Raw genomic sequence first — 26673 nt, forward strand, 5'->3', positions numbered from 1 at the left:
TAAAAACAGTATTATTTAAATATTCCTCCTCGTCAACATTTCAACTTTGTTACTGCTCTTCACATTAACCCCAAGCCTGTATAGTGCTCAGGATATTTGTGGATGATTTGCTTTATATAACCTTGATGCTCTCGCAGAGCATTAACACATTCTCGAGATAACCATCCCTGATATACCCATTTTTCAAGCTCTAACAATGCGTATGGGATGGACCACGCTTGTCTATACGGATGGTGCGTTGTCATAAAATCAAAGGCATTTGCAGCAGCCGTAATTTGCGCGGCTATTGGTATATCGTCACTGGTTAAACCATACGGATAACCAGTGCCATTTAAGTTTTCGTACTGATAAGTAACCATCTGCAAAAACAAAGTCACACTCGGGTGAACCGGATTTCCGATACGGGCAACTATGTCATCCGCTGAATCGATACAACGCTCAATATGTTGAATCAATATCGCCTCTTGTTCTTGAGAGTAATTTGTTCGGCGGCTAGCAATTTCAACTGGCAGCTGACTATCACCGAGCGCATGGAACTGAGCAAAAATACCAATATCTTCGACCATTTCGTCATTCAGGTGATAACGATCCGCTAACTGCGTTGCGATAATTTGACTGTAGTACTTCATGCGTTTGGTATGCGCGTAATACTCAGGTGAATAGCCTGGCATCATACATTGCATTCGGTTCGCTAGCGTTTCTATCGCATTGACTACTTGAGTCTCTGATTCAACCGCAAATCGAATCATTTCGAAATAAGGTTTAAGACCATTCAGCGCTTCTAAACTAAACGCATCACGTTGAGTGGAGTTCAAAAATACAATACCAGTAAAAGCTTTGTTGTCATAACAAGGAATAGCAGCCGACGACTGATATCCGTGTTTGAGTAAAATTTGAACCCGAGGACAGTGATTAATATCATGAAGGTCTTCGACGATACGAGGAACCGCGTTTTTAGAGGCAATATTGAGGTGGTGGAGTTTACGGAATGCTGATTCGTGATGGGCTAAACACCAAGTGTCAAACTCACTTTCTGCAAATGATTTGAGCACATCTTGGTCTGGGTGATATTTTGCAAATGACACCCTATCAATACATGGCAAGTGCGCCTGCATCCTGCCTTTTAGCGTTTGCAGTTGCTCGTTAAGCGGTTTTGCAAACGGGTAAAAACTCCGGTGCGCCATGCTTCACCTCCACACCAAAGCAGAGAAACAAGAAAAGCTCATTGTGTTGCAAATTCAATGGTATTTTGAGCGGTTTTCTCCACTTAAATTATCGATATACCACAACTTAAGTGTACGAAATAAAAGCACATTTCTACCAATTTTTTCACCGGATATCTTACGGTAATTTGATCCAGATTAAAAAAGCCAACGAGCGAAACTCGTTGGCCTAACAATACAGATTGATTACGATGGATTCAGTAACTAGAGGTTATTCAAAGAACGTTCTAAACAACTAGCCTAGAGCAGGAAGCACACCCAGCGTAATTAACACCTGAGCGAATACGATGCCAGTGCCAGCGATGCCCGTTATCACTAGCGCACCTTGACCACCAGCGACGCGGTACTCCCCAGTAAAATCATCCGATTTACGAACCTTGATCACCATAACCAAAGGCAAAAAGATGGCTAAAATCGCTAAGGCAATCGCTGCATAGCCCAAAGCCATAATAAAGCCTTGAGGATAGAAAAGTGCGAAGCCTAGCGGTGGAGTAAACGTCACTAGTGCCGCAATCAAACGATTAGGCTTATCGTTACTTCCTTTGATGGTATCACCCAAAAATTCGAATAGACCCAAACTCACGCCAAGGAACGATGTCAACAATGCCAAGTCAGCAAACACACCAACAATGCTACCCAAATTTGATTGGTGTACTGTCTGAGATAGTTGACCAATCAGTGCGCTCAACCCTCCGTTCTCAACAAGCGTACTTTGGCTAACCACACCCAACGTCACGATTTGCCAAAAGATATAAATAACGAGTGGAATCGTCGAACCAATAATAACGGCTTTGCGTAAAGAAGAAGTGTCACCGTCTAAGTAATTCACAATTGCAGGTATACTTCCGTGGAAACCAAACGAAGTAAAGATCACCGGAATCGCCGCTACAACAAGGCCTTGTTCGATTGGCATACTTAACAAGTAAGATTCCGTAACGTTTGGAGCAAGAAAAGAAAGCACCGCAACCATCGCAATGAGCTTCATCGCGAACAGAACTCGGTTTACTTTATCGACCGTACCGGTACCCACTGTCACAACTAAAGTCACAATCAAGGTAAAGATTATCGTTGATGTAGGCCCTGAAATATCGAGGTCAAACCATTGTGCAAGGCGGTCTCCGAACTGAGCACCACCGCCAGCGATATACGCTGCACATAATGAGTAGAAAAGAAACAACATCGCAAAACTTGCCACCCACTTGCCTTTTTGACCTAGGAGCTGTTTCGCCAAAGTATGAAGTGTAGCACTACTCTCCGCATGTTGATGAAGCTCAAGCATAAGCAAGGCAGTGAAAGCCATCAGAGCCCATAAGCCTAGCATGATGATAATAGAAGTTGAAAAACCAATGCCGGCAGAGGCAAGTGGAAGCGCTAGCATACCAGCGCCTATTGTAGTGCCCGCAATAATTAGCGTACTACCGAATACTTTAGAACGACTCATTGTATATTAATCTTTACACTTTATTAGAAATTATCAGTATTAGATCGGGCAACGGCGGACCGAAACCAACACCATATTTGTATTACCGTCGATATTGTAGGATCTTTAGCAGAAGATCAAGCAAAGTGTAAGGATAAAAAACCACACATGTAAACTATAATTTACACCTTACTGATATTTAACAATAACTGTGTGCATTCTTCCCTGTTCATGAACTTGGGAACAGGGTAATTCCAGTGCGCCTCTTTCAGAATTAAATCAACAAGCGCATCAGCATCTTCACGTTGAATGAGCGCACTGGTTTGCTCAATATCAATAGTTGAAAACAAGGACTCCAGATTCGCCAAAAAATGCTGAGCACTTGCGTTACCTAACTGCCCCTCGGCCGTCAACTCATCGAGCTTTCTTAGTTGAGGCTCAATCTCTGATAATGAAAAGCGCAGCACAGGCAACAAGGCTAATCCGTTTGCCATACCATGAGGTATTCCATATCTCGCACCGAATGTGTGAGCAAAGGCATGAACATAACCCAAACTCGCTTTGGTAAATGCTAAACCCGCGTAATAGGATGCCATAGCCATTTTATGACGAGCTTCGACATCATCCCCTTGCATCACAGCCCTAGGAAGATATTTAAAAATGAGTTTAATAGCGGCAACCGAATAAGCCATCGTTTCTTGAGTAGCGTTTTTCGATACATAGGCCTCAATAGCGTGGGTTAATGCATCAACGCCAGTATCAGCCGTGATCTTAGGAGGTAAACCAATCATTAAATTCGCATCTAAAGCTGCCATTAGTGGCACCAACTTTGGATCCATTAAAGGGGTTTTAATGTGTGAGGAGGGATCTGACACGACCGCAGCGATAGTAACTTCACTTCCGGTTCCAGCCGTTGTTGGAATAGCAAAAAGCGGTGCTGGCATTCGCCATACCTTCAATAGTCCAGCTAATTTTTTTATTGGCCGTTTATTGGTAACTTTCGCAGCAATAACTTTTGCACAATCCATTGCAGAGCCGCCACCCAAAGCTAATATGCCCTCACAATGAAAACGATGATAAGCCTCTAGACCGCTCTCAACCTGATCATAGGTAGGATCGGGCTTAACTTGCGAGAAAACATCTAACTGTAAATCGAGTTGTGCTGCTGCCTCAAGCACCTTATCTACAATACCGACTTGGACTAACCCTTCGTCGGTTACTAACAAAACGCGTTTAAATCCCAGCTCGGCCATCGATTCTAATAGCTCATTCATCGAACCAGGGCCGGAAAACAAGGTTGGTCTCGGCATAGGAAGGATAAGGGCTGCTATTTTTAACCCTGCGGTGTAAGTCCGATATAAACGATGCTTCAACATACGAAATCCTTTTCATTTAGAGCTATCATTCTAGCTACTTTTACCACCTATGCTTACTTTGCAATCACACATTTTCAATAAACTTATCTCACCAAAAAGGCTAACATCGCTGGGAAGCCGTACCATTTTATTATCTTTCCTCAACAACATGAGCTACAGAGAAAATATTTTCAACGACGCTCTATTATCATGTTGTTAACAAGCTGCTTTACCTAATACTCTGTTAGTTACAGAGCAAGCCTCGAAGAAGTCTTCTTATTTTTTGCCTTCAAGAACAACAATATAAATTCTGTTAATCACACATCAATACCGTGTGTCTCTGGTTGAGCCCGAACACGATTTACAAAAATAAAAATAAGAATGCGTTACATCATGATTTATTGTCGTTTTCAAATAAGTCAACAAGAGCAACAATAATCTTTCAAAACTTATACTTAGTTCAAATATCTGACTCTTAACCATGAGCTTCAGGTGATATTATTATGCAACTAGGATTATTATCCCGCCCATAATCAAAACTATGTCTAAACGCCCACCTTTTTGGGGTCTATTCGCTGTCGTACCCAATCTTTCCTATCACCTTCTGATTTGGGTTTAGCGTGGGCTAATTAGCAATGTCGGTATAAACCATGAATCATTCTTGCCATTCCCATACGGACATGGGCTTTGAAGTCGATCTGAAACAAGCACTTATCTGGGTTGCTCGAGCACTCGACTATGTCGGTGTTGATGATACGCACCATAGCCATCGTGTCGCTTACATCGCTTACCAATGTGCTCGGGTCATGAACTGGGAACCAGAAAAAGCGGAGTTTTGCTACTTCGCAGGGATGATCCACGATTGTGGGGTCTCCGAAACACAAGAACATAAAATGTTACTTGAGGAGTTGGTGCCACAAGATGTAAAAACACATTGCTTAAGAGGATACCGAAGCCTCAAGCAGTGTCGTTTGTTGCGTCAGTTTGCTACACCTGTTCTTTACCACCATACACATTGGAGTGAACTAAAATATCTTGATTTACCGCCTTTTGAAAAAGAGGTCGCTGCCCTACTCTATTTAGCCGACCGTCTCGATTTTATGCGTTCCAAATACGTCATGAACTGCCACTGTGACATTGTCACACTTCATGAAGAACTAATTGCAGAGTGCATCATGGCAAACGCTGGAACTTTGTTTAATCCAGACATGGCTAAGGCAATGGTTAAGCTCGTTATGACCGACGCATTTTGGTTCGCGATGGAGTCTGAAAATATAGAAACCATCGGATTAAACTTTAAAAGCATTGATTGGCTTCAAAAACAGCTCACCATCCAAGATATGAATAGTTTGGGCATGTTTATCGCTCGAATTGTTGACGCAAAAAGCCCATTTACTTATCAACATTCGCAAAAAGTGGCGGAGTTATCTCGGTATCTAGCCATCAAGCTTGGGCTCTGTGAGCACGACCAAGAGATGTTATTTATTGCTGGGTTGGTGCATGATATCGGAAAGTTAAAAACACCAGATGAGATTCTTCATAAAGAAGGCTCTCTTAATAAACAAGAGTATACGCGTATTAAACGCCATACAATTGATACTCAGCTCGCATTACACAAAGTGTTTCCCAACGCTAAAATAGCGGAGTGGGCCTCTAATCATCACGAGCGTTTGGACGGTTCTGGCTATCCTTATCATAAAACAGGAGACGAACTCGATGTACCTTCGCGTATTGTCGCGGTTGCCGATGTTTTTCAAGCTCTGTCTCAGGACCGTCCCTACCGAGGACGAATGGCTCAAGCACAAATCGCCGCGATTATGGGCGAGCAAGTCGCTAAACAAGAACTTTGTTCTGACGTCTATGCCGTGCTAGAGCGAAACATGACCGAGTGTTACGAGCTATCAACTAATGTTTAATCGATAAAGGGCGTATCTACGCCCTTTGCTGATTTTGTGCAGGTTGCAAACCAATCATTTTGCAATATCAAGTACATTGTCTCGCACACCATTGATTCTGAACCAACCTGCAATACTGAAACGCTCAGCATTGGTCGGTAAAACCTCATGCGGGAATTGCTCAGATAAGAATAAAAGTAAGCGTCCCGATTGAGGAGAGATGGTTGCTATCTTATTATCATTTAGATCGTAAACCACCAATTCACCTGCATCCTTTTCCGTCCAAGATTCGTTCATGTAAAAAACGGTTGTCAATCGACGGTTTTCATTGCCCTTAAAACAATCTAGATGCTTTTGGTAGAAATCCCCTTCCTCGTACTTGGCAAAGTGAGCTTCATACTCAAAAAGTCCTAGAAACAAGTGACGGTTCACTTCTTGGCGTATTTCTTCCATCTTATCTAAGTAAGAAGTAACCGCGTGCCCCATATTGGGCGATAACCATTGAATTTTGTCACTTCGAATTGACTCAATACGAGTCACATCGTCATTACGACCAATACGCGCTTTTTTCCAGTTACTTGGAATGCAGTCTCGTAATTGAGCCACTTCTTGTTCAGAAAGAAAATCATCCCAGATGTAGTAGCCATGGGTTGCTAACGCATCGATCATTTTATCCATTATTGTCGTTCACTCATATTAGTTGGGCGGTCTATATAAAAAATCTTCAACCCCACAACAAATGCGATTTTTTGTCGAAACGACAACAAAATAAAAAGAGAGTAAAAATAGGTGATGACGAATATAAAAATGCCGCTCATATGAGCGGCAATATCTTTTATTATTGACGAGCTTCTAATCTGGTTGGATGAACTCGCAACGGACTAAGACGTTTAATAGTCGGGCGTTGTTTGTTTTTTAACTGGATATGGCAAAGTTCCAGAATTAAGCCGAATGCCATCGCAAAGTACACATAACCTTTGTTGATATGAATTTCGAAGCCTTCTGCCATCAATAAACCACCTAACAAAACGAGGAATAACAAAGCAAGTGTCTTAAAACCAGGGTAACACGACACCAGGTTATTGATTTTTTCTGCTGTCATGACCATCACGATAGCAGAAGAAACAATCGCTGCGACCATAAGTGGGACATCACTTGTCAAACCAACGGCGGTTATCACCGAGTCCATCGAGAATACAGCATCCACGGCAACAATCTGCAACAGAACTACCGCTAAACCAGTACGGGCGTGAGTTGAGTGAGCCGACTCGTTGTGATTTAACCAACTCCACAACTCTTTCAGGCTTTTAGCCAAGAGGAATGCACCACCCGCAATCATGATAACGTCTCTTCCGGTAAACGCTTGGTTCGCCAAAGAAAATAGCGGTTGAGTCAATTGCATGATCCAAGAGATTGAAAACACTAAACCAATACGAGCAATAACAGCAAGACCAATACCAAGGTTTCTTGCCAGTTTACGTTGGTGCAGCGGCAGTCTTTCACATAAGACAGAGATAAAAACGACGTTATCAACGCCTAAGACAACTTCAAGCGCAAACAAAGTGGCGAAAATAGCCCAAGCTTCTGGTTGCATAAAAAGTTCTAGCATGAGCATGTCTCCAATAATAAGAAGACATATGGTGAAGGGTTTTGTCGACTAAAGGGGTCGTCCATTAATTATTTATACCTTTGTTACTGAGGGATCATGAGTAAATCACCAAACAATCAACAAAACAATATCTATTTTAATTAACAAGGAACAAGTTTAATTCGTGTACAAATCAATCAACTCCTCCAAATTGATTAAAATTACATAGAAGCTTTAGTATTGAATAAATGAAAGCATTAAAGTCCAACAAAACTAAGATAAATTTCTAGACTTATAAGCACCATCAATCCTTATGCAACCCATTAAATGCATTGAGCTCAAAGAGAAACAGGCGTGTTTCCGAGATAAACAATAGTAAAAATTTGTTTCATGCTGATATACTGCCAAAAATCATAAGAAACCATGCTATTTATGGACTACATTGCTCTTTCGCGTATAAGCCTTAAACATCTAACTGTTTTACATATGTTGTTAACCACTCACAGCGTCACACTTGCGGCAGAACGCTTGTGTGTAACACCATCGAGCGTCAGTAAAACGCTCGGACAGTTGCGCGAAACGCTAAAGGATGACCTTTTTTACCGTGATGGCACTCGCTTAGTGCCGACAGCATTTGCGCTGCATATAGGCCCTTCAATCCATGGCATACTCTCCAGTATGAATGGGTTATTACATCAAGGCTCTTTTAATCCGGCTTACTATCAAGGTAGTTTTTCATTAGCAATGCGTGAAAGTTCGTTTGAGCTCTTTGCGCCAGTTCTACAGCATCTGTCCCAACAACTGAGTAACCACGCGCACTTGAATGTCCATGCGAAAGAGGAAATGAGCTTCGATGCATTAGCAAGAGGTCAAGTGGATTTTTTGTTGCTTCCTCACGATCTCAGCCAACCACCCACACAAAATAAAGACTTGGTATGGAAAACCATTTTGAAAGACGAAATGGTTTGCTTAATGAGAGCATCGAACCCACTCGCTGAGCAACCCTTATCTGTTGAAAGTTACCTTTGTGCAAGACACATCGGTATTCATGATAAAGATCTGTCACAACCTTATTTTGAGCAAAATCTCACCCAAAGGCATTCAAAGCGAAACTTGGCCATGCGTGTAGCCGACTTTGGTTCAGCTGCGGTGATGTGTCAGCACTCGGATTACTTGTTCACATGCTCCAAGCTTTGGGCAAGAGCGGCAATGCAAGCAAAAGGTTTGGTTGAGCAAGCTCTTCCATTCGATTACGGGCAAGTAGCCTACAGCCTCGTTTGGAACAAAGCGAGCTTAAACGATCCCGCTTTAAAATGGTTACAGCAACAATTACTCGACGCTTGCGCCATGTTAGATGCCTGTGATGCGTAAGCATAGATAAACAACGGTACTACGTGAGTACTGTCGGCACTGTGATAGGGTTACTCACGTAGCATCGAAGCTCTGATTTTAAGCGTTCGATATCATGATGAGAGCACATATCCCAAGTTAACGCCTCCCCCACTACTCCTTGATGCTGAAAGGCATTTAAACGGATAAGCACCGATTCAGGAAGAGTACTCAAGTAACGTCCAATTGCTACGATTTCTATATCTAAATCACTTTTTCGGGGAATATGCAGTAAGCGGACCTCGTACAATTTTTCGTGCTCAACAAGGTACTGAAGGGTTTTAAATACACGATGATTATCACGCCCAGTTAGCCACTGATGCGTCTCCGTCTGCCACGCTTTCAAATCGATCATTGCGCCATCCAGAAAAGGTAGAATACGCTGCCAACCAGCAACCGCTAAAGAACCGTTACTGTCGATGAAACAAGAGAGGTGCCGTAATTCAGGATCTTGTTTTATCCCTTTAAACAGCTCAATAATGAAAGGAAGTTGTAAGGTAGATTCCCCACCGGATACAGTAACACCACTGATGAAAAAGCGATGTTTGCGTATCAAATCGAGCATTGTTACTACAGAGTAGTCAGTAATTTTTGGAGTAGATTGGTTCTGACATATCTCTATACAATGATCGCAGTGGGTGCACTCCTCTTTAAGCCAAACAACGTTGTTGTTTTCGTCGAACTTCAATGCGCCTGCTGAACATTCACTCACACACTCACCACAATGATTACAATGGTTTATCGTGTGAGGATTGTGGCAGTTCAAACACTGATAGTTACAACCCTGTAGAAAGATGACTAGACGATTTCCTGGCCCATCAACACAAGAGAAAGGAAGGATACGAGTGACTTTTGCCAAAAGGCTTCCACTTCGTCTAGACATCTTGTTCTTTCCTAAACCGAACTTATGCCTGCGTGTAAGTCGGTGTTACTTCATGACTCACCACACGTGGCGAGCGTTCTAAAATTTTGGTATTTTTTGCTGCTTCTGCACCTAGAAACGTCGTGTTGGTTCTCGAACCTTCTTTATCATATTTCGCGACATCTGAAAGTTTGATCATGTAGCCTGTCACGCGAATTAAGTCATTTGAAGTGACATTCGCGGTAAACTCACGATAACCAGCATTTAGTGCCCCTTTACATAAATTGAACATCGCTTCTGGGTTAGATTTCACCGTTTCATCAATCGTCAAAATATCGCTGATACCCGCACGATAATACTGATGATGCTTCGCCGTTGCTTGTACATAAGTGACAGGGTCTGGCTCTGCACCATAAGGCAGACGTACACCTGGCGTAACATCATGATCTAAGCTAATGCCGCCTTGTGCATGTAAGAGCGCTTTGCCATCTAAACCATATTTCACCGGGGTTGAGTCCACCAGTTTAGCCAGTGTTGCTGAAACATCATGAGCAAAAGTATTTGCTCGATCATTTTTTCCGTATCGCCCTATTTGCCCTTCTTTTTCAAATAGAAGGTTTACCGCTTCGGCCATGCCGTAAACGCCATACATTGGCGCGAAATAGGACTCTTTTATCAACCCTTCTTGCGTCAAAAAGCCTTGAAAGAAGTTCGATTTTTCATGCAAGTGCGTGCTTCTTGCGTTTATGAGCTCGACCATTAATCGATGGTAAGAAGGCAACGCATTTAAGAAGTCGTTACAGTCTGATGCTCGTTTTGCAACTTCTTTTAAATTCATTCGCACCAATGTGTTCGAGCCACCTGCTAATGGAAGCGAGTTGTAGCAACTTACAATACCAAAGCGTGAGCCGTTGTAGGCTTTCGCGTGCATTGGGTAATTGGCGATATGCGGTTTACTGCATTCACAAATGTTCTGTGTCGCTTGACGAAGTAAATCATCAGGTGTAACTGTCTCGTCGTACATAAAGGTGAGATTCGGTGCGATCTGCTTGAGCTCCGCATCTACCTTTAAAACAGTGCGACAAATAATGTTGTCTGTCGGTCCGACATTCACATGCATAAACGCATCTGGCAATGTGCGATCCAGCATGATCCAAAAATGTTTTAACTTTTTGTAAATCTGGCTCTCTGTTAGGTCGCCTATGTAAGGCAACAAGACATCATCTAACTGGCCTAAGTAAACCGGAATGTTCGTTACCGAAGGAACATGATGGTAAATGATGGTCAGCATGTTCAACGCATCATCGAAATCATCAGCCGGAGACAACTCTAAATAGTCTGAGCCTTGCGATAGAAATTTAGCGTAATCAGGCAACACATAGCGAGGTTTAAACGGTGCATGACCTTCAAACATATCGCAGATGATGCCTTCATCCATTGCTTGTCTCAGTGATGGAGATACGGTCATGTAAGGAATGCACGCTTCCGCCTCTAAAGCTAAAAAACTCGACTTCTGTTTTGGAGAAAGACGGACGTCGGTCGCGATATCTAGAAAACGTTGTTGTAGTTTAGAAAGGCTTGTCATCTAAGATATTCCTACAAAGTAACCACAAGCCCACAAGACAAAATACGAGCTCTACCCCTAAAGAGTAACGTGATTTTACTCCTGCTTGGCTGTTGCCACTAATGAAAATAAACAAAACGTCTATTTCCATTCTGGAAATAAGACAAAGCTAAATTAGCGCATTCCAACTTACTATATGGGAAAACCTAACTGCGTACCGAAGTCTGTCTTATTTATCGGTTTGCCGTCGACAACATCACGCCAGCACCAATAAATACTCCACCAGTCAAACGATTGAACAACTTCGCTCTTCCAGCGACAAACAACCAATCAGAGGCTTTTACCCCTAACAATGCATAAAATGTTAGCCAGCTAAGCTCAAAAACCACAAATGTAGACGCGAAAATCGCGTATTGAGCCAGTAGCGGTGCGGAAGGTTCAATGAATTGAGGAAACAAAGCGGTGAAAAAGACTATCGCTTTGGGGTTACTAGCGCCAACAATGAAACCACTAGTGAACGCGCTGAACGCTGTCGCGGAACTTTGAGTCGTTGCCGTTTTATTAAAATCTGTCTGAGATGAGCGCAACGCTTGAATACCTAACCAGATTAAATAAGCGGCACCACACCATTTGATAATATTAAAAACTAACTCAGATGAAGCAATGACAACTCCCAGCCCGGTAAATGAGAGCGTAAGGATGATCGTAATCGCAGACAAACTGCCAAGTGCAGTCATGAAAGCAATACGAAACCCACTACTCACTCCTTTACTCAAACACAACAGTGAGCTTGGTCCTGGTGAAGCAGTGAGCACGAGAATGGCAAGAGTGTAAAAAATCCATGTATCTATTTGCATTGGCATCCCTTCCAGAAAAAAGAGGTTTATAGCCCATTGTGTATAGAACTATTTTATCGCCCGGTTTCTATCCATGAAGCCGAGGTCTTAAGAACCATCTTGCATCTAAATAACTTAGAAAAAATTAATAGATAGTTATGCAAATAAAATACGATCTACATGCAAGGATGTAAAGCCTGTTGTATAAGCTTATCCATTTCTCTTAATCATAAAAAGGCTTAGGATCGATCTCTAACGATGAAGGCGCTATCGCTCTTTCAATTTTGTACGCACTCGTTTTTAAATCCACCATCGTGACATCAATGTATCGTTTATACTTGCGGGAGTAGAAACATTTCACTTCTGGCTTTAATGCTTGAGATTCATTTGAAGACCAAACAATACCAACACGCCCATCGTTCAACTCGACAATAGAGCCTACGGGGTACATCCCAATGCAATTAATGAATTTGTAAACTAAGTCGGCGTCTAAATGAAATGGCGTTAGACTCAACAAGATTTTAAACGCTTCGGCAGAACTCATGCCTTTTTTGTAACAGCGATCAGCCGTTAGCGCATCGTAGATATCTACAATACAGCTCATACGGCCGTGAATTGGAATCTCCTCCCCCTTCAAGCCTCTAGGATAACCATTGCCATCTAACTTCTCGTGGTGCATCAAACAAACATCACGGCTTACGTCACTAAGTCCTTTTACGTGAAGGATAATCTCACCTGCGAACACTTGATGTAGCTTCATATGTTCAAATTCTTCAGGCGTTAGCTTCGCTGGCTTGTGCAAGATCTTATCATCGACTTTAATTTTACCTACATCATGAATAATGCCACCTACAGCAAGCTGTTTTAGCGTTGGCTTATCCAAGCCCAAGTACTTACCGAATGACACTAAAAGACAAGCGACATTGACGGAATGTTCCAATAAGTAAGAGTCTTTTTTTCGGAGTGCAGAGACACACTGCAACGCATCTGAGTCAATCAAAACACTTTCAATGACATCGTCAGCCCAAGCTTCTACTTCATCAACTTCAATGATTTTTCCTTCAAAAGTTTGATTCAATAGTTTCTGCGCCAAATCTTTTGCTTCGGCGATCAGCTTTTTGGCTCGCTTGTGTTGGATGTCTCTCGAACGATAAGTTCGTTGACCCCTCTTAAAATCTGAGTGTTTCTGCTCTCTCGTCTCTTTAGTGGCATCAGTTGATTCATCTACAGGCTTGAAGACACACTGCTGCGAAGATAATGTTTGATCTACCCAAACATACTTTACGCCACTTGTAGCAAGCTTCTTAATGCCTTCAGGGCTAGATATCCGCCCTGCATTGGCTAAATTGACGCGCTTGTTGTGCTCTATCGCGGTAACAAACATACCAACGCCGATATCAGCGAGCGCAATTTTGATTGAATTTTTCGGATCGTACTGCATATAAAGAAGGCTTACTCGATATTAACGTCCGCATTATAAGAGATTTGATTACTTGGCGTGATAATAAATTTGAATTGATTACAATTAATGAGCATCCTGTCAATTAATAATCGGTCGCGCTCATTAAGTCCTTTTTGTTATTATGGTTTTATCCAAGATAACATATATACAAATGACGTTAGAAAACAGCACATTGATACCGACACAACTGAAAATAACTTTAGGATAATTATTCATAAATATTTATAGATTGCGGACGGCATCAATAACTGTATTTTATAAATGATTTTTACTGTTGACTATTTTTTATAAATGTCGATGATTAGCCGCCTAATCTTAGTATGTTATTAACCTAGTAGCGCATAAAATGATAGCCAAACAATTTGAACTGACACTTTTGTGATTGTAATGTACGCCAGCAGATCAACTCTATGTTATCAACCCCAACACTCATCTCTGATGCTAAAAGGCTCGAGGAGGAAATATCTTGACCACCATATTTGACCAACAAGTCTCAGATAGTGACCGAGAGTTCCTAAAAATCGTCGAAGAACGATTCATTCATATCTTCGATGTGTTTAACGAAGGCCTCTTTTACATGGATGAGTTTGGAACCATGGTATTTTATAACAAGGGCTTTTATGAGCAGCTTGGTATCAACGCTGGTCGAATCAGCTTAGAGCAATGGTTAGACCTTGTTCACCCTCTCGATCGAGAAAGACTCTCCACTCGGGTCGATGCTCACATCATTACCAACAACACGAGGGTCACAACGACCTACCGCGTGCGTAAACCCAATGGACAGTACGTCTGGATTGAAGGCGTAGCCATGACCAAAGAAACAGAACATGGTCATTATATGGTTGGTAGCCACCGTGATATTTCTGAACGCAAGCTGATGGAAAGCTACATTCATCAAGTCGCATTTCATGACAATGCGTCAGGTATGGCTAATCGCGCCCATCTCTTGCTGGATATTGAAGATAGTGTGCGAGCCACCGATTCTTGTGCATCTATCTGTTACATTCAGATAGAAGAGATTAAATCTTACTTAAATCAATATGGCAGCGAGTTGGTCGATGGGTTAGTGGAAAAATTGCTACAAACTCTCAGTCACCTACCTTCTCCAAATAGTTCTGTATATCGCGTACATGATGATGACTTTGCGATTTTGATTCACGATGAATGCTCGGTAGAAACGCTGCAAAGTTATGCCGAAAGTTTAAAGGAAACCTACCACGAGGCAGTGATTGAAGAGGGCCAATACTTAGGAAGTAACATTAGTATTGGTTTGTATCCTTGCATAGATCCAAGTCACTCAGCAGAGGAAATATTACGTAAAGCAGCACGAACTTGTCAGTACGCAAGCGAGCAGAATAAAGACCGTGTTGCGGTTTACAGTGAGAAAACTCAGCATGCCGTAGACCGTTATTTCTTTATTGAACAAGGTCTAAAAAGTGCACTAGAAAAACAGACATTAAGCGTTAAGTTTCAGCCAATTATTGACGCCAAAAGCTCAAAAGTGGTGAGCTTCGAATCTCTGGTTCGCTGGCGTAGCAAAGAGTTTGGCGAAATTTATCCAGACGAATTCATCCCCGTCGCAGAGAACAAAGGTTTGATTGTCGAACTCGGATATCAAGTCTTTGCCAAAGCGTGTGAATTTATCAAAAACTACCGTGAGCGTTACCAAAACCAAGTTCGTGTCAACGTGAATGTTTCTGTACTTCAGTTAATGAATAGTGAATTCCCTGCGCGAATTAAAGCCATGGCGGATGAGGTTGGTGTCGTTCCTGAGTCTATTGTGTTGGAACTAACAGAAACATTTATTTTGGATAATAATCAGACAGCCATTGCCCCTCTGAATACCCTCAGGGAACTAGGATTTGCACTCTCTCTGGATGACTTTGGATCTGGTTACAGTTCATTAAATAGCTTCTTCGACCTTCCGATGACACAAATCAAAATTGATAGGTCGATGGCGTGGAAAACACTAACCAACCGCTCTTCACAAGAATATCTGAAGTTTCTTATCACTATGTGCCAGGAAAATAATATTGAAGTAGTGATTGAGGGAATTGAAGACGCCAAAATGTGTGAATTTTTTACCGAAATGGGCGTCGATTATCTGCAAGGTTATTGGTTCTCTAAGCCACTTTCTGTTGCCAGTGCAAGCCGCTATTCGTTGAGTTAAGCATACTAGAGCAATATTCCGCACGGCCACGTTAAACATGCTGAACTATTCACTATAGATTTCAGACACTAACTGGCCGTGACGAAAACAAAGCTTAATGCCCCCTATTAACGTAGGCGTTCAAACACCACACTCTGATCTAAATGTTCGTGATACTGAGTGTAATCTAAGCCCACATCAAAGATATATTGGGTCACCAGGTTTCTAACGCACTCTATTAATTGGCTTGCTTGCCATGGTTTTTCAAAGTAGCGGTCAATGCCTGCGGAGTTGATCGCATTAATCGTATCGGTGTGCGTCGCTTGCCCGGTAAGAAGCACTTTCCTCGTAAAGCCAAAACGACCGTCTTTTGATACATCGGTCAGCAGCTCTACTCCCGTTTTACCTGGCATCACATGATCGGAAATAATCAATGCGATCATCTCGCCTTCTGCATCAAATTCATCCATCAGTTCTAGAGCCTCACCTGCTGATTCGCAGTCTTCGATATTCAACCACTGATTTAACGGCTCTAAATCTTGTAGAACCGCGCTTAGTACCTCTCGTTGGTCATCAACGCAAATTACATTAAGCTTCTCCATGTTCACCCTCTACTGGTAACTTGATTCTAAAAATCGTTTTTTCACTGTCGCTCTTTACTACAATAGAGCCGTTATATCCGGCGATAATGCGCTTCACAATCGACAGACCTAACCCTAAACCAAACGACAATCCCCCCTTTTTAGTGGTGAAGTTTGGCCGGAAAATTTTTCTACGTGTCGCTTCATCAATTTCTGGTCCGTTGTTAGCAATCGTGACCAAAATTTTACCCTTACTCTCCCGAGTATGTATTTCGATACCGGGTTTCTCCGTTTCACCAAGTGCATCGCACGCATTCTTTAATATATTTACCCAAACTTGGACGAGTTCGGTTTGAGAACCAATAAAAGCAGGTAAATCCGCAGGGCTAAAACGAACACTCACTCGTCTTAAGTCACTTTGCAATAGAGCCAATGCGCGATTGATTGAATCATTGATGTTAATCGCTTCATCCAAGTCGATATCCGTGCGCCCCAATTGTTTTACGGATCGCACAATGCCAACGGTATGTTTAGAGGCGATGCGTAAGTCATGGAGATCTCGCCCCATTTGCCAGAAACGTATCGCTTCTTCTGGTCTTTTTAGCCAATGTTCCGAAAGGAAATTATTTGGAACGGCTCGCGCAAGATCACGAGCAACCTCCTTGGTTAAACCGTAGTATTTTTCGAAGTGGCGCCCCCGCTTTCTCGCTTCGCTAGAAGAGACTTTCTGCCCTTGCATTAAACCAAAATCAAAAAATTGACTCGCTTCCGGATGAACTTCTTCAAGCAGTTCCATGATAACTGTCTCTAGCCGTTCTGATTTACTGCTTACAACGCCTATCGCATTGTTCAACTCATGAGCAATACCCGCTGCAAGCTGCCCCAACGTTGTCATTTGCTCTGCGGTATGAAGCTTTTGTAGTGCTTTTTCTTTAGCCAATGCCTCTTGCATTGCGCGCCGTTGACGACGAGATAATTCGTTAACCATCACAGGCATAAATTGTGTCGTCAATGGTCCGTATGTCGCCTCTTCCACGGCGGGCGTATCGCGCTGTATCCAAGCCAATTCAACATCGGTTTGAGCAATCACTGTCGAAGAGGCAGTCCACGTACCAGAAAAGAAACTATGTACGCCAATAAACGCACCTTGAGACGCAGAAAATACCTGAATCGGTTTCTTGTCATCTTCCGCGTAATAGCCCGCCAGTTCTCCCGACAGCACATAGTACAAGCGATCATTGTAGCCAGCTTGCTCAATAAGCACCGACCCGGATAAAACCGTTAATCGGCGTTCAAGGTGATTAAAGTAGCGTTGTACTAACGCGTCTAACTTCGTTTCGTACATGGGTTATCCAATATGCCCAACAGTATGTAAAATCCACACCATCACAAAGCTGAGTAATACGCCAATCACGCCTAGCACGGCACCGATACGAGCCATTTGGCCGCTCTCGACATGCCCTGTTGCATGAGCTAACGCGTTTGGTGGCGTACTAATTGGTAACGACATACCGAGTGAAGCGGCAAATGTCACGACCAAGATCAGAGTAACTTCACCGCCGAGAGGCGTTAGCGAAGCCATAGAAGTACCCAGCGCAGCCATAATCGGCATCAGCAAGTTTGCTGTGGCTGTATGCGACATAAAGTTTGCCATTAACAAGCACAAGAAAGCCGCACCAAACAAGACAACATATGGCGAGAACTGATCAAACGGAATGCTGTGTACCACCAGCTTCGCAAGCCCGGTTTTATCTAGAGCAAGGCCCAGAGCAATACCGCCTGACACCAACCAAAGCACATCCCAAGAGATTTTCTTCAAGTCTTCTTTGTTGATGATGCCCGTCAGTGAGAACACTGCGACCGGAATTAATGCTACTGTGTAAGAATTCATTCCATGTGCAGAACCCATCAACCAAAGAATAATCGTGCCGGCAAAGGTGACGTAAACCATTATTGCTTTGGGTGTTTTCAAAAACTTGCTTTTAATGTTCAGATCGATGGTGGTTTGTTCGGCTTTATACAAAAAGCCAATCAGAAACCAGGCTAACGCCATCATCACAATAACGAATGGCACACCAAATACCATCCATTCACCAAACGTAATTAAGTTGTCACCAACCAAATATTTTAGGGCGATGGCATTCGGTGGCGTGCCGATTGGAGTACCAATGCCACCAATGTTGGCTGCAACAGGAATACACAAGGCGAATGCAATTCGACCTGGGTCTTTAGGCCCGAAAACCGCTATCACAGGGGTTAAAATGGACAACATCATCGCTGTTGTTGCGGTGTTTGACATAAACATAGAAAAAACAGCGGTGATCAGCATCAACCCCAGCATAACGAACTTTGGTTTTTGTCCAAATGGTTTGAGTAACACTCGGGCTAAGTTGACATCTAACCTGTACTTTGTCGCCGCCATAGCCAAAAAGAAACCGCCGAGGAAGAGCATGATAATCGGACTAGCGAAGGTCGCCATTATCTCGTTGTATTGTAATAGCTCACCAAAATGTGGCTGCCCTTCTTGCAAACGAAAGAGCACAATACCTTTATTTGATACAAGCAATAGCTCTAGGACAATGATCACAACCGAAGTGGCGTAGATTGGAATTGGCTCGAATACCCAGCAAAGTGCGGCAAGCAAGAAGATTGCAATCACTCTTTGCTGGACGATAGTAATGCCATCAAATGGGAACGCAGAGAGAGGCATCAACCAAACAAGCAATGGTATCAATGTTGGAACAACGTATTTGAGATAAGGGCGCATAGTACTACTTCTCTTCCTGAGATGGTTAGCCAGACACATTTGGCGTTTGGAACGCTATTACCCGCCGCAAAACCAAAACTTTCAGACTGTTTTTAAGCCTTCAGAGACGAAATGCGGTAATGGCGTTCCAGAGAAGATTATGTACACTGTTTTCAAACAAAACGTTGGTGCGAGATCAATGAACTCGTTTTCACATTGGAAAACATTTTATATCTGTGTTCAAGCTCACTAAATGCTCACTATTTAAGTTAAATATACTTTTCCATCATAAAGTTAGTTAAGGTTTCTCCCCTAACCTCAACATGTTGTCGAGACTTAACTGTGAAACCCATTTTCTCGTAAAAAGGTCGGGCGGTAATACTCACTTCAGAATACAGTCGTTTTATCCCCTGTACTTTCGCCTGTGAAAAAAGAAAAGACATCAAATCACGACCAACACCTTGTCCTTGGTATTCATGATGGCAAAAGAAATGATCAATCAAGCCGTCACCTTGCAAATCACAATAGCCAACGACCTGCCCTTCTATCTCCGCGACGTATGGTTGAATATCGTCCATTTTTCGTTGCCACACATCGAGGTCAAAATCTGATGGTGCCCAAGCGGAAACTTGTGATTCCGTATAATCGCGACGATTAATGATTCGCACAGTATGGTAAAAGAGTGCCCACAGTGTTGGGGCATCCTCGGTGCGATAGCAGCGTATTGAGAGCATCAATTTCCTCATTCCTATTCAATAAATACTAAGCATTAACGCAAAGTGATACTAGTGAACTCATCATTTTCAATGCCAATCACTAAAGGCTTCCCAATCTGATCACTGTTCATCAGTACGGTTGTATTCAGCTCTCGGCTTGATCTGCGTATTTTGCTTTTTCTTATGATATGAACATTCACAATATAATCGGAATACTCCTTTATGATTCCGCCGGAAAATTCTACGTGCTCACTTTCATTGTCTCGGACAACATGAAATTTTCGATTGGCTTGAATATCAGTACTGATGGAGGAGTCACCATAGTTCAGCACAACGGACGTTGGTTCGCTATCTTGATTGGCAAAACAGCCAAATGCGAACATGCTTAATGCGAGTATACTTTTTGATTTAAACATTAATTATTCTATTTCTAGTTATTTTTCTGCTATTTGCATGACCAAACAGCACTTGTTCTGTGAGCGCCTATTGTGCCATAGCTGAACGCTGACTCTAAACGCGCAAAAAGATGAGCGATGAAAATTCCGCCCAAAACAAGCAAATGTGAGACAATGTGAGACAATGTGAGAGTCCCAAACTCACTCAATCAGTCAAAGTCCACTGTAAACCTCTGTTTTTTAATGCTTTTAATTCATGTAACCGTGTAAGGAATACATACAACCTCTTACTTTTTCATACGCAACTAGACGAATCGTTCGAGAAATACGGCATCGTCTATGCCACATGTTACAAATCGGCTTACCTTATTATTGCGTATGAACTGGAATTATGGCACTAACTTCCCTCTCTCTTTTAATAAGGAGAGGATTTCAACAATCAGGCTTGCCACGTTTTTATAGCTAAAATCAATAGAGCGTTACCAACATCGGTTGGTCTAGGAGCAATAAATGAAAGACCTTCTCAACTTTACTCACCTTGTAAAAATTGGGTTCATGTCAATCGCGGTTATGCTGGGTGGATGCACTCAAGGAGATTGGCGTACTGCTAGCAGAGAACCTGCGGGTATCGCACCCGACCCTTCTAATGTTAAGCATGCTGTGATTGAGTTTTACGCCGCAGATGCGTTTGGTTGGCGAGGCTGGTTTGCTGTTCATACATGGTTTGCAATAAAGCCTGAAAATGCGAACGAATATACAGTGTATGAAGTAGTCGGCTGGAGAGTGAATCGCGGACAACCCGCTCTATATCAGTACCAAACTGGGACGCCAGATCGATATTGGTATGGTGCAAAACCAGAAAAGATCCTCTCCATACAAGGTGAAAAGGCCCGCCAACTTATCCCTAAAATACAAAGTGTGATTAACCAATACCCTTGGGCTGAAGAATATACTCTGTTTCCAGGGCCAAATAGCAATACATTTCCGGCTTGGGTGGTAAACAAATTCCAGAATTAGAGCTGAACTTGCCGTTTCGCGCAATTGGTAGCGGTTACGCCAGCGATTAACAGCAAAGGTTAGTCACTGGCTCGTTTTATGTTCAGCATAAAGCGCAATATCTATTGTGCGTCGTCACCCAACTCCGTTCTATTTCTTCCATTATGTTTCGCTTTATAAAGTGCATTATCGGCGTCTTTCATTACCGCTTCAATTGGTGTGTCATTGCCTTTCCAGTGAGAAACGCCCAACGAAACCGTGACTTTACCAACCACCTGGAAGTCATGTTGTTCCACGTTGTGTCTAATACGCTCTGCAACATCCATAGCGTGGTTTACGTCTGTTTTTTCCAAAAACATCATAAATTCTTCACCGCCAGAACGACACAGGTGATCATTAGAGCGAGCTTGGTCTTTCATTAACTGCGCAAACTCTCTAAGTAAATTGTCACCCACGTCATGGCCATAGTTATCGTTTACGCTCTTAAAGTGGTCAATATCTAGCGCCAAAACAGAGAACGCGGTATTTTCCTGCTTAAACAAACCAAGAACTTTATCTAATCCACGTCGATTCAATAATCCAGTCATCGAATCTGTTAATGTATCCAGTTGCAGCTTATCAATGGTTTTTGACACGATACCAAATGCTTTAAGAAAGCTAAGCTTCAAATGTGAGACCTCAAAATACCAAGACTTAACCAGTTTGAGATCATCGATAGATGATGAATGTTCTTCGACACCTCGCACAGCACCAGCTAACTGCCAAAGTGGTCTAGAAATAAGAAGGGACAAGAACCAAATTAGCAGCAAAGTTAATAAACCAATTGGAATCGACTTAAGGAAAACATTCCACATCTGTTCATCTAGCACAGATAACGTCATCGATTTCGGGCGCTGAGCAACAATTCCCCATCCTGATGACTTTACTGGCGCATAACCAGCAAGCATTTCGACGCCGCGAGAGTTAACAATTTCTTTGTTGCCGCTCTGCCCCATCGTCACCGCTTTGATTGCTTCATTATCGTCGATTACTTCACCAACCCTCGATTGATCTGGGTGATAAATCAGAGTGTTACTCTCATCGACAACGTAAAGGAAAGAACCATCTTTGTATGCGTGCTGGCTGAGTAACTCTGCGAGAATATTTTCTTTTTCTAGATAAATAGTGCCGCCGATATAACCTAAATATTCATTAGATTGAGAAAATATAGGGTATGAGATGGTTAACAAGTAATTTCCAGCGGGCGATATAAATGGTTCAGTAACAACTGGTGCTTGAGCGTTTAAAGATTGGCGTTTTCTTTCACCCACTAACCTTACACCTTTCACCTGAAGTGTTTCAGGTGATACGGAAATAATAACCCCTTTTGCATTAACGACAACCACAGAGTTAAATGATTTGGTTTGCGTTCTTAATCTCTCAGCCTCTTTATCAAGAAGCTGAGCGTCATGCATCTTGTCTTTTAGCACGTTCGCACTGTATTTTAGCTGCGACATTGAGCTTTCTATGAAAGAGTCTGTCATTTCAGACATTTTTTGGGCGTAAACACGGTTTGATTCTAACGTGTTATTGATGATGAGATCCCTTTGAACACGATAAATCGAGTAGAATGCGTTGATCAAAGTGACAAGCACACTGAACACACATAGGGTGACAATAAGATTTCTAAGATTGAGTTTTTCTTTTCTTCTAAAAGACATTGCCAATGGCCAACTTTGAAGGCTTTCTATATGAATGAGCGTATAGGTTATATGAAATTGATTTGATTTTCAGGTAGTAAGTTGGGATCAATGTTAATATTTGCTCACATTAAAGAACACTTTATGAGCTAAAAAGAGAATTCAGTAGCACGATAAAGAACCGTGCTACTTTCATATTTGGCGTTTAAGAGGATTTTGTCTCTGTCATCGTTTTTAATATATCCACAACTAGCTGATGATAATCTAACTGCGGTAAACCCGATACCGTCACAACCCCAACCAAACCAGACCCAGAAAGCCGAATTGGGAACGCGCCACCATGAGCACAGTACTCACGAGCATCGAGATGAGGCTGATTTTCGAAATCACGTTGCTTTTGCTTGTTGTACAGAGAAAGATAGTAAGAGCTGTGGCCATACCTCAATACTGAGTTTCGCTTCCTACGGACCCAATCTAAATGATCAGCACAGGTTCCTGCCATCGCGTATTGAAATAGCGTTTGTCCAAAGCCGTAAACCTCAATAGCAACAGCCGCGCCGCGAGCTTCAGCCTCTTCTTTTAGAGCGAGGCCGATAGACCACGCAATATGGTGATTAAATTCCGCCAACTGAAGTTCATGCTCTTGCAGGGCCACGAGTTCAAGCGTCAAACTCATGGTTTCACCTGAATCGTTTTACCCGTTTTACTGCTTTCCAATGCCATCTCAATCAGAGCGATATTCTGTACTGCTTGAGCGGCAGGGACCGGGTTATCAGTGCCCAAGCGAATGGCGTCTGCCACACCAACAAAGTAAGCTTGGTACGCGCCTCTCTCCGTTTTGATAGTTTGCGCACCGTCTTCGTCGTAACGGACGCCGTATAACGCCTCATCTTCTTCCGACCAAGCATCGTTTTCCGGCAAACGGCCTTCTTTTAAGTAGCCCTCTTGAGGATCTAATCCAAACTTTTCATATTTAGCTTCCGTACCCAATACTTTGTAGCGGAGATTCGGCTCTGGGCTATACAAGTTTGAATGCAAGTGCACAATATGCTCAGGGTAATGAAGTATCAAGTTGTAATAATCAATCGTCGTCGCACCCGGGCGCATCATTCGACATTGTGCGTCTATCGCATCTGGCAAGCCAAACAACACCAATGCTTGATCGAGAAGATGAGGAGCAAGGTCGAATAAAATACCACCGCCATCTTGAGCCTGCTCTCGCCAGCGTTGACGAACTTCAGGACGGTAGCGATCAAAGTGCGACTCAAACAGCTTTATATCACCTAACTTACCTTGTTCGATAAGAGATTTAACCGTGAGAAAGTCTCCATCCCAACGTCTATTGTGAAAAACGCTCAGCACCAGACCTTTCTCTTCGGCTAATGCGATAAGTTCATTACCGTCTTCTATCCGAGTAACAAACGGTTTCTCGACGATGACGTGTTTCCCATTGTTCAACGCACGCTTTGCAAGTTCGTAATGTACGTCATTTGGCGCAGTAATGATTACGAGCTCTGCATCACTATCATCGAGTAAAGTATTCGCATCAGAAAACCACTTAGCATCTGGCCAATCATTTTGAACCGCCTCCTGTTGACGAGAGCTTATCGCGCTCAGCGTTAAATTTGGTAGCGATTTAATGAAGGGTAAATGAAACGTTTTTGCTGAATATCCGTAACCAATCACAGCGGTTTTTACGGGATCGTAAGCCATTGTAAGATTCCTTATTTCGGTGATACAACAATACATTCAATATCATTGTGATCGAGGAGTTGTTGAAAATCTGATTGAGGGGGATGGTCTGTAATAATGATGTCGATCTTTGACAAATCACATACGTGGTGGAAATTGTCGCTACCAATTTTTCGGGATTCACAAACGACGATGACCTGCTGAGCTTGAGCAATCATCGCTTGTTTCATTGTTGCTTCTAAAAAACTATTTGTTGTCAGCCCTCGGGATGACAATGCACACACGCCAATGAACGCTTTGTTCACGTGATAATGCTGCATTTGCTGCTCTGCTTGCGCCCCTAAAACTGCTCTGGCATAAGGGTCAAAGTGTCCGCCTAAGAAATAAACGTCCATTGTGTCGTTTGTCTCAGCAGCGGTCAGCACATCAATGCTGTTAGTAACGACGTTGAGCTTGTTTTCTCCACAACACGCTTTTCCTGCATAGAGTGGGAGCAGAGATAAAATGGTGCTGGTATCAATAACAAGATGGTCGCGCTCATCCAACAACGCTGCGGCAGCTTGAGCCAGTCGATGTTTAACGTCACTCACGGGTCGACTCGCGTATGCCTCGGTATGGGAAGAGATCGGCGCAAGCATGACACCACCTCGTATTCTTTGTAACCCAGGTTGCTGACTCAACTTAACTAAGTCTCGACGAGCTGAATCTCGCGAGATACCAAAGTACTCACAAACTTCAGACAACGTTACTTTGTTTTGCTGCTCCAGCTTCGCTCTGAGTGCTACGAGTCTTTCTTCTTGTGTCATGACTTAAATTCACTTAAGTGGTTTTAAGTCATGATGCCACATATCAATCAAATAACCAACGTAGGTCAACAAAAATGGTTGGGACAGACACTGAACATAAATTGTTAGAGAAATGGTAAGCGTACTGATGATCATCATCCCCCATCACAACAATTTCTACGTAGGGTTCATCATGATTAGTGAGCTATTGTTTCATGGCTTCTTTAAACACTTGATTCCAATCTTGTTTCATATCGACAAATAGCCAACCTTGCTCTTCACCTACTTTAAACGATTTATCTAACTTACCAACATGAGAATCTTTATCATACGCCCATTCGCGCTTGTCATCCGTGTGATGGATAATCGCAGAAAATCTTGGACCTGAACCTGCTTTCGTCCACTCTAACATCTGTAAATCACCATCAGAATTACCAAACGCCATTACCGGACGTTTGCCAATGAAGTTTTGGATCGTCACAGGCTTTACTGCTTTGTCATTGACAAAGTCTATTTCCGGCATGCGTTGGATGGTAGGTTTTCCATCAACACTTTGATATTCCGCCTTTAACGTCGTTCCCACGATGTTTTGCGTTGGAATGCCGTATACTTCCGGCGCCCAAACGCGCATAAATTCAATTCCGCCTCCAGAAACGATGTAGGTCTGATAGTCGTTCGCTCTTAAATAGTCGAGCAGTTCGAGCATAGGTTGATATACCATTTCAGTGTATGGTCTACCCGTTGTTGGATGGACAGCCGTTTTCAACCATTCCTTAACTTCTTGATGAAACTGTTCAGTAGACATTCCAGAATGGGTTGCCATAACAAGCTTCATTACACCTTCGAGTCCTTGTTTACCAATCCCCTCCATGTCACCTTTTAATACGGAAGCAAAGGGTTCGGTTGTCTTCCAATCAGGATGCTCAGAGGCCATTTCTTTTACTCTATCGATCGCAAAAAACAACTGTAGATAAACAGGCTTTTCTGCCCAAAGTGTTCCATCATTATCAAACGTCGCGATTCGTTGGCTTTCAGGAACATAGGAATCCGAACCTTGGGTCGTTGTTTTCGTAACAAACGCCATAATAGCTTGCTTAGCGTCAGTGTTGTTCCATGACGGAAGTGGATCTTGCATATCAGCAGCAACAGCGTAACTAGATAGAGCAAAACCTGTTGCTAAGACAATCGTCTTTAACTTTATAGCCATCTTAATTCCTTATATTGAGGTGCTAGGTGCGAATCCAATCAAAAGTATAGTTCAATTGAAACAGGCGCATATTGAACTGACATATCCAACGGCCACCAAAGAGTGACACCGTCACTAAATTGGTTCACTATTT

Annotated in this window: 22 protein-coding genes and 1 pseudogene; 4 read left to right on the forward strand and 19 right to left on the reverse strand. The window is 42.6% G+C overall.

Going from position 1 to position 26673, the window contains the following annotated elements; translation table 11 throughout:
* Positions 1-59: 59 nt before the first annotated feature.
* From R7P74_RS00840 to R7P74_RS00850, 3 genes are all read right to left on the reverse strand, one after another.
* Positions 60-1184, reverse strand: a complete 1125-nt coding sequence (locus R7P74_RS00840; protein WP_318122522.1) for an HD-GYP domain-containing protein — start codon at positions 1182-1184, stop codon at positions 60-62.
* Between the two features lie 274 nt (positions 1185-1458).
* Entirely contained in the window at positions 1459-2664 is a 1206-nt protein-coding gene (locus R7P74_RS00845; protein WP_225472888.1) for an aromatic amino acid transport family protein, read from the reverse strand.
* Positions 2665-2825: 161 nt separating this feature from the next.
* Positions 2826-4019: an iron-containing alcohol dehydrogenase gene (locus R7P74_RS00850; RefSeq protein WP_054574120.1), complete on the reverse strand. Its 1194-nt coding sequence runs from the start codon at positions 4017-4019 to the stop codon at positions 2826-2828.
* Positions 4020-4648: 629 nt separating this feature from the next.
* On the opposite strand from R7P74_RS00850, the gene R7P74_RS00855 reads away from it, so the two are divergent.
* Positions 4649-5914 carry an HD domain-containing phosphohydrolase gene (locus R7P74_RS00855; RefSeq protein WP_213893821.1) on the forward strand — a complete coding sequence of 422 codons (1266 nt, stop codon included), beginning with the start codon at positions 4649-4651 and terminating at the stop codon, positions 5912-5914.
* Positions 5915-5968: 54 nt separating this feature from the next.
* Here the strand turns inward: R7P74_RS00855 and R7P74_RS00860 are convergent, their stop codons facing one another.
* A complete protein-coding gene (locus tag R7P74_RS00860) occupies positions 5969-6571 on the reverse strand; it encodes a 2OG-Fe(II) oxygenase (protein WP_104975288.1) in 603 nt (200 codons plus the stop codon).
* A 160-nt stretch (positions 6572-6731) separates the two neighbouring features.
* Positions 6732-7502, reverse strand: coding sequence for a TerC family protein (locus tag R7P74_RS00865; protein ID WP_005377734.1), 771 nt, complete (start codon positions 7500-7502; stop codon positions 6732-6734).
* A gap of 411 nt (positions 7503-7913) precedes the next feature.
* On the opposite strand from R7P74_RS00865, the gene R7P74_RS00870 reads away from it, so the two are divergent.
* On the forward strand, positions 7914-8852 hold the full coding sequence (locus tag R7P74_RS00870; protein ID WP_005377737.1) for a LysR family transcriptional regulator: 939 nt from the start codon (positions 7914-7916) through the stop codon (positions 8850-8852).
* A gap of 19 nt (positions 8853-8871) precedes the next feature.
* Here the strand turns inward: R7P74_RS00870 and R7P74_RS00875 are convergent, their stop codons facing one another.
* From R7P74_RS00875 to R7P74_RS00890, 4 genes are all read right to left on the reverse strand, one after another.
* Entirely contained in the window at positions 8872-9753 is an 882-nt protein-coding gene (locus R7P74_RS00875) for a YjjW family glycine radical enzyme activase (RefSeq protein ID WP_318122525.1), read from the reverse strand.
* A gap of 22 nt (positions 9754-9775) precedes the next feature.
* Positions 9776-11317, reverse strand: coding sequence for a YjjI family glycine radical enzyme (locus R7P74_RS00880; protein WP_151514746.1), 1542 nt, complete (start codon positions 11315-11317; stop codon positions 9776-9778).
* Positions 11318-11529: 212 nt separating this feature from the next.
* Entirely contained in the window at positions 11530-12153 is a 624-nt protein-coding gene (locus R7P74_RS00885) for a LysE family translocator (RefSeq protein WP_005377741.1), read from the reverse strand.
* A gap of 202 nt (positions 12154-12355) precedes the next feature.
* Positions 12356-13573 carry an HD-GYP domain-containing protein gene (locus tag R7P74_RS00890; RefSeq protein WP_025766705.1) on the reverse strand — a complete coding sequence of 406 codons (1218 nt, stop codon included), beginning with the start codon at positions 13571-13573 and terminating at the stop codon, positions 12356-12358.
* Between the two features lie 487 nt (positions 13574-14060).
* Between R7P74_RS00890 and R7P74_RS00895 the strand changes: the two genes are divergently transcribed.
* Positions 14061-15764 (forward strand): putative bifunctional diguanylate cyclase/phosphodiesterase, encoded by a 1704-nt coding sequence (locus tag R7P74_RS00895; protein ID WP_213901119.1) that lies wholly within the window; start codon positions 14061-14063, stop codon positions 15762-15764.
* Positions 15765-15871: 107 nt separating this feature from the next.
* Here R7P74_RS00895 and R7P74_RS00900 read toward each other — a convergent pair whose 3' ends face one another.
* The 5 genes from R7P74_RS00900 to R7P74_RS00920 all read right to left on the reverse strand — a co-directional run bounded on the left by R7P74_RS00900 (position 15872) and on the right by R7P74_RS00920 (position 20202).
* A complete protein-coding gene (locus R7P74_RS00900) occupies positions 15872-16345 on the reverse strand; it encodes a response regulator (protein WP_053303110.1) in 474 nt (157 codons plus the stop codon).
* On the reverse strand, positions 16332-17669 hold the full coding sequence (locus R7P74_RS00905; protein ID WP_005389108.1) for an ATP-binding protein: 1338 nt from the start codon (positions 17667-17669) through the stop codon (positions 16332-16334). Before R7P74_RS00905 ends, R7P74_RS00900 begins: the two co-directional genes overlap by 14 nt.
* Before the next feature lie 3 nt (positions 17670-17672).
* Positions 17673-19091 carry an SLC13 family permease gene (locus R7P74_RS00910; protein WP_017634015.1) on the reverse strand — a complete coding sequence of 473 codons (1419 nt, stop codon included), beginning with the start codon at positions 19089-19091 and terminating at the stop codon, positions 17673-17675.
* A gap of 248 nt (positions 19092-19339) precedes the next feature.
* Entirely contained in the window at positions 19340-19804 is a 465-nt protein-coding gene (locus tag R7P74_RS00915; protein WP_005389117.1) for a GNAT family N-acetyltransferase, read from the reverse strand.
* 35 nt (positions 19805-19839) lie between these two features.
* Entirely contained in the window at positions 19840-20202 is a 363-nt protein-coding gene (locus R7P74_RS00920) for a hypothetical protein (RefSeq protein WP_025766707.1), read from the reverse strand.
* Positions 20203-20691: 489 nt separating this feature from the next.
* Between R7P74_RS00920 and R7P74_RS00925 the strand changes: the two are divergent.
* Positions 20692-21248, forward strand: a pseudogene (locus R7P74_RS00925) (DUF3750 domain-containing protein).
* A gap of 51 nt (positions 21249-21299) precedes the next feature.
* Here R7P74_RS00925 and R7P74_RS00930 read toward each other — a convergent pair.
* From R7P74_RS00930 to R7P74_RS00950, 5 genes are all read right to left on the reverse strand, one after another.
* The gene (locus R7P74_RS00930) at positions 21300-22877 is read right to left on the reverse strand and encodes a sensor domain-containing diguanylate cyclase (RefSeq protein ID WP_005389121.1); all 1578 of its coding nucleotides are present in this window, start codon (positions 22875-22877) and stop codon (positions 21300-21302) included.
* 184 nt (positions 22878-23061) lie between these two features.
* Positions 23062-23532: a heme-degrading domain-containing protein gene (locus R7P74_RS00935; protein WP_318122527.1), complete on the reverse strand. Its 471-nt coding sequence runs from the start codon at positions 23530-23532 to the stop codon at positions 23062-23064.
* Positions 23529-24569: an oxidoreductase gene (locus tag R7P74_RS00940; protein WP_054579456.1), complete on the reverse strand. Its 1041-nt coding sequence runs from the start codon at positions 24567-24569 to the stop codon at positions 23529-23531. The genes R7P74_RS00935 and R7P74_RS00940 overlap by 4 nt, the downstream gene beginning before the upstream one ends.
* An 11-nt stretch (positions 24570-24580) precedes the next feature.
* Positions 24581-25354, reverse strand: a complete 774-nt coding sequence (locus R7P74_RS00945) for a DeoR/GlpR family DNA-binding transcription regulator (RefSeq protein ID WP_318122529.1) — start codon at positions 25352-25354, stop codon at positions 24581-24583.
* A gap of 184 nt (positions 25355-25538) precedes the next feature.
* Positions 25539-26540 carry an HAD family hydrolase gene (locus tag R7P74_RS00950; protein ID WP_318122531.1) on the reverse strand — a complete coding sequence of 334 codons (1002 nt, stop codon included), beginning with the start codon at positions 26538-26540 and terminating at the stop codon, positions 25539-25541.
* Positions 26541-26673 lie beyond the last annotated feature (133 nt).

The organism is Vibrio sp. 2033 (assembly GCF_033339735.1).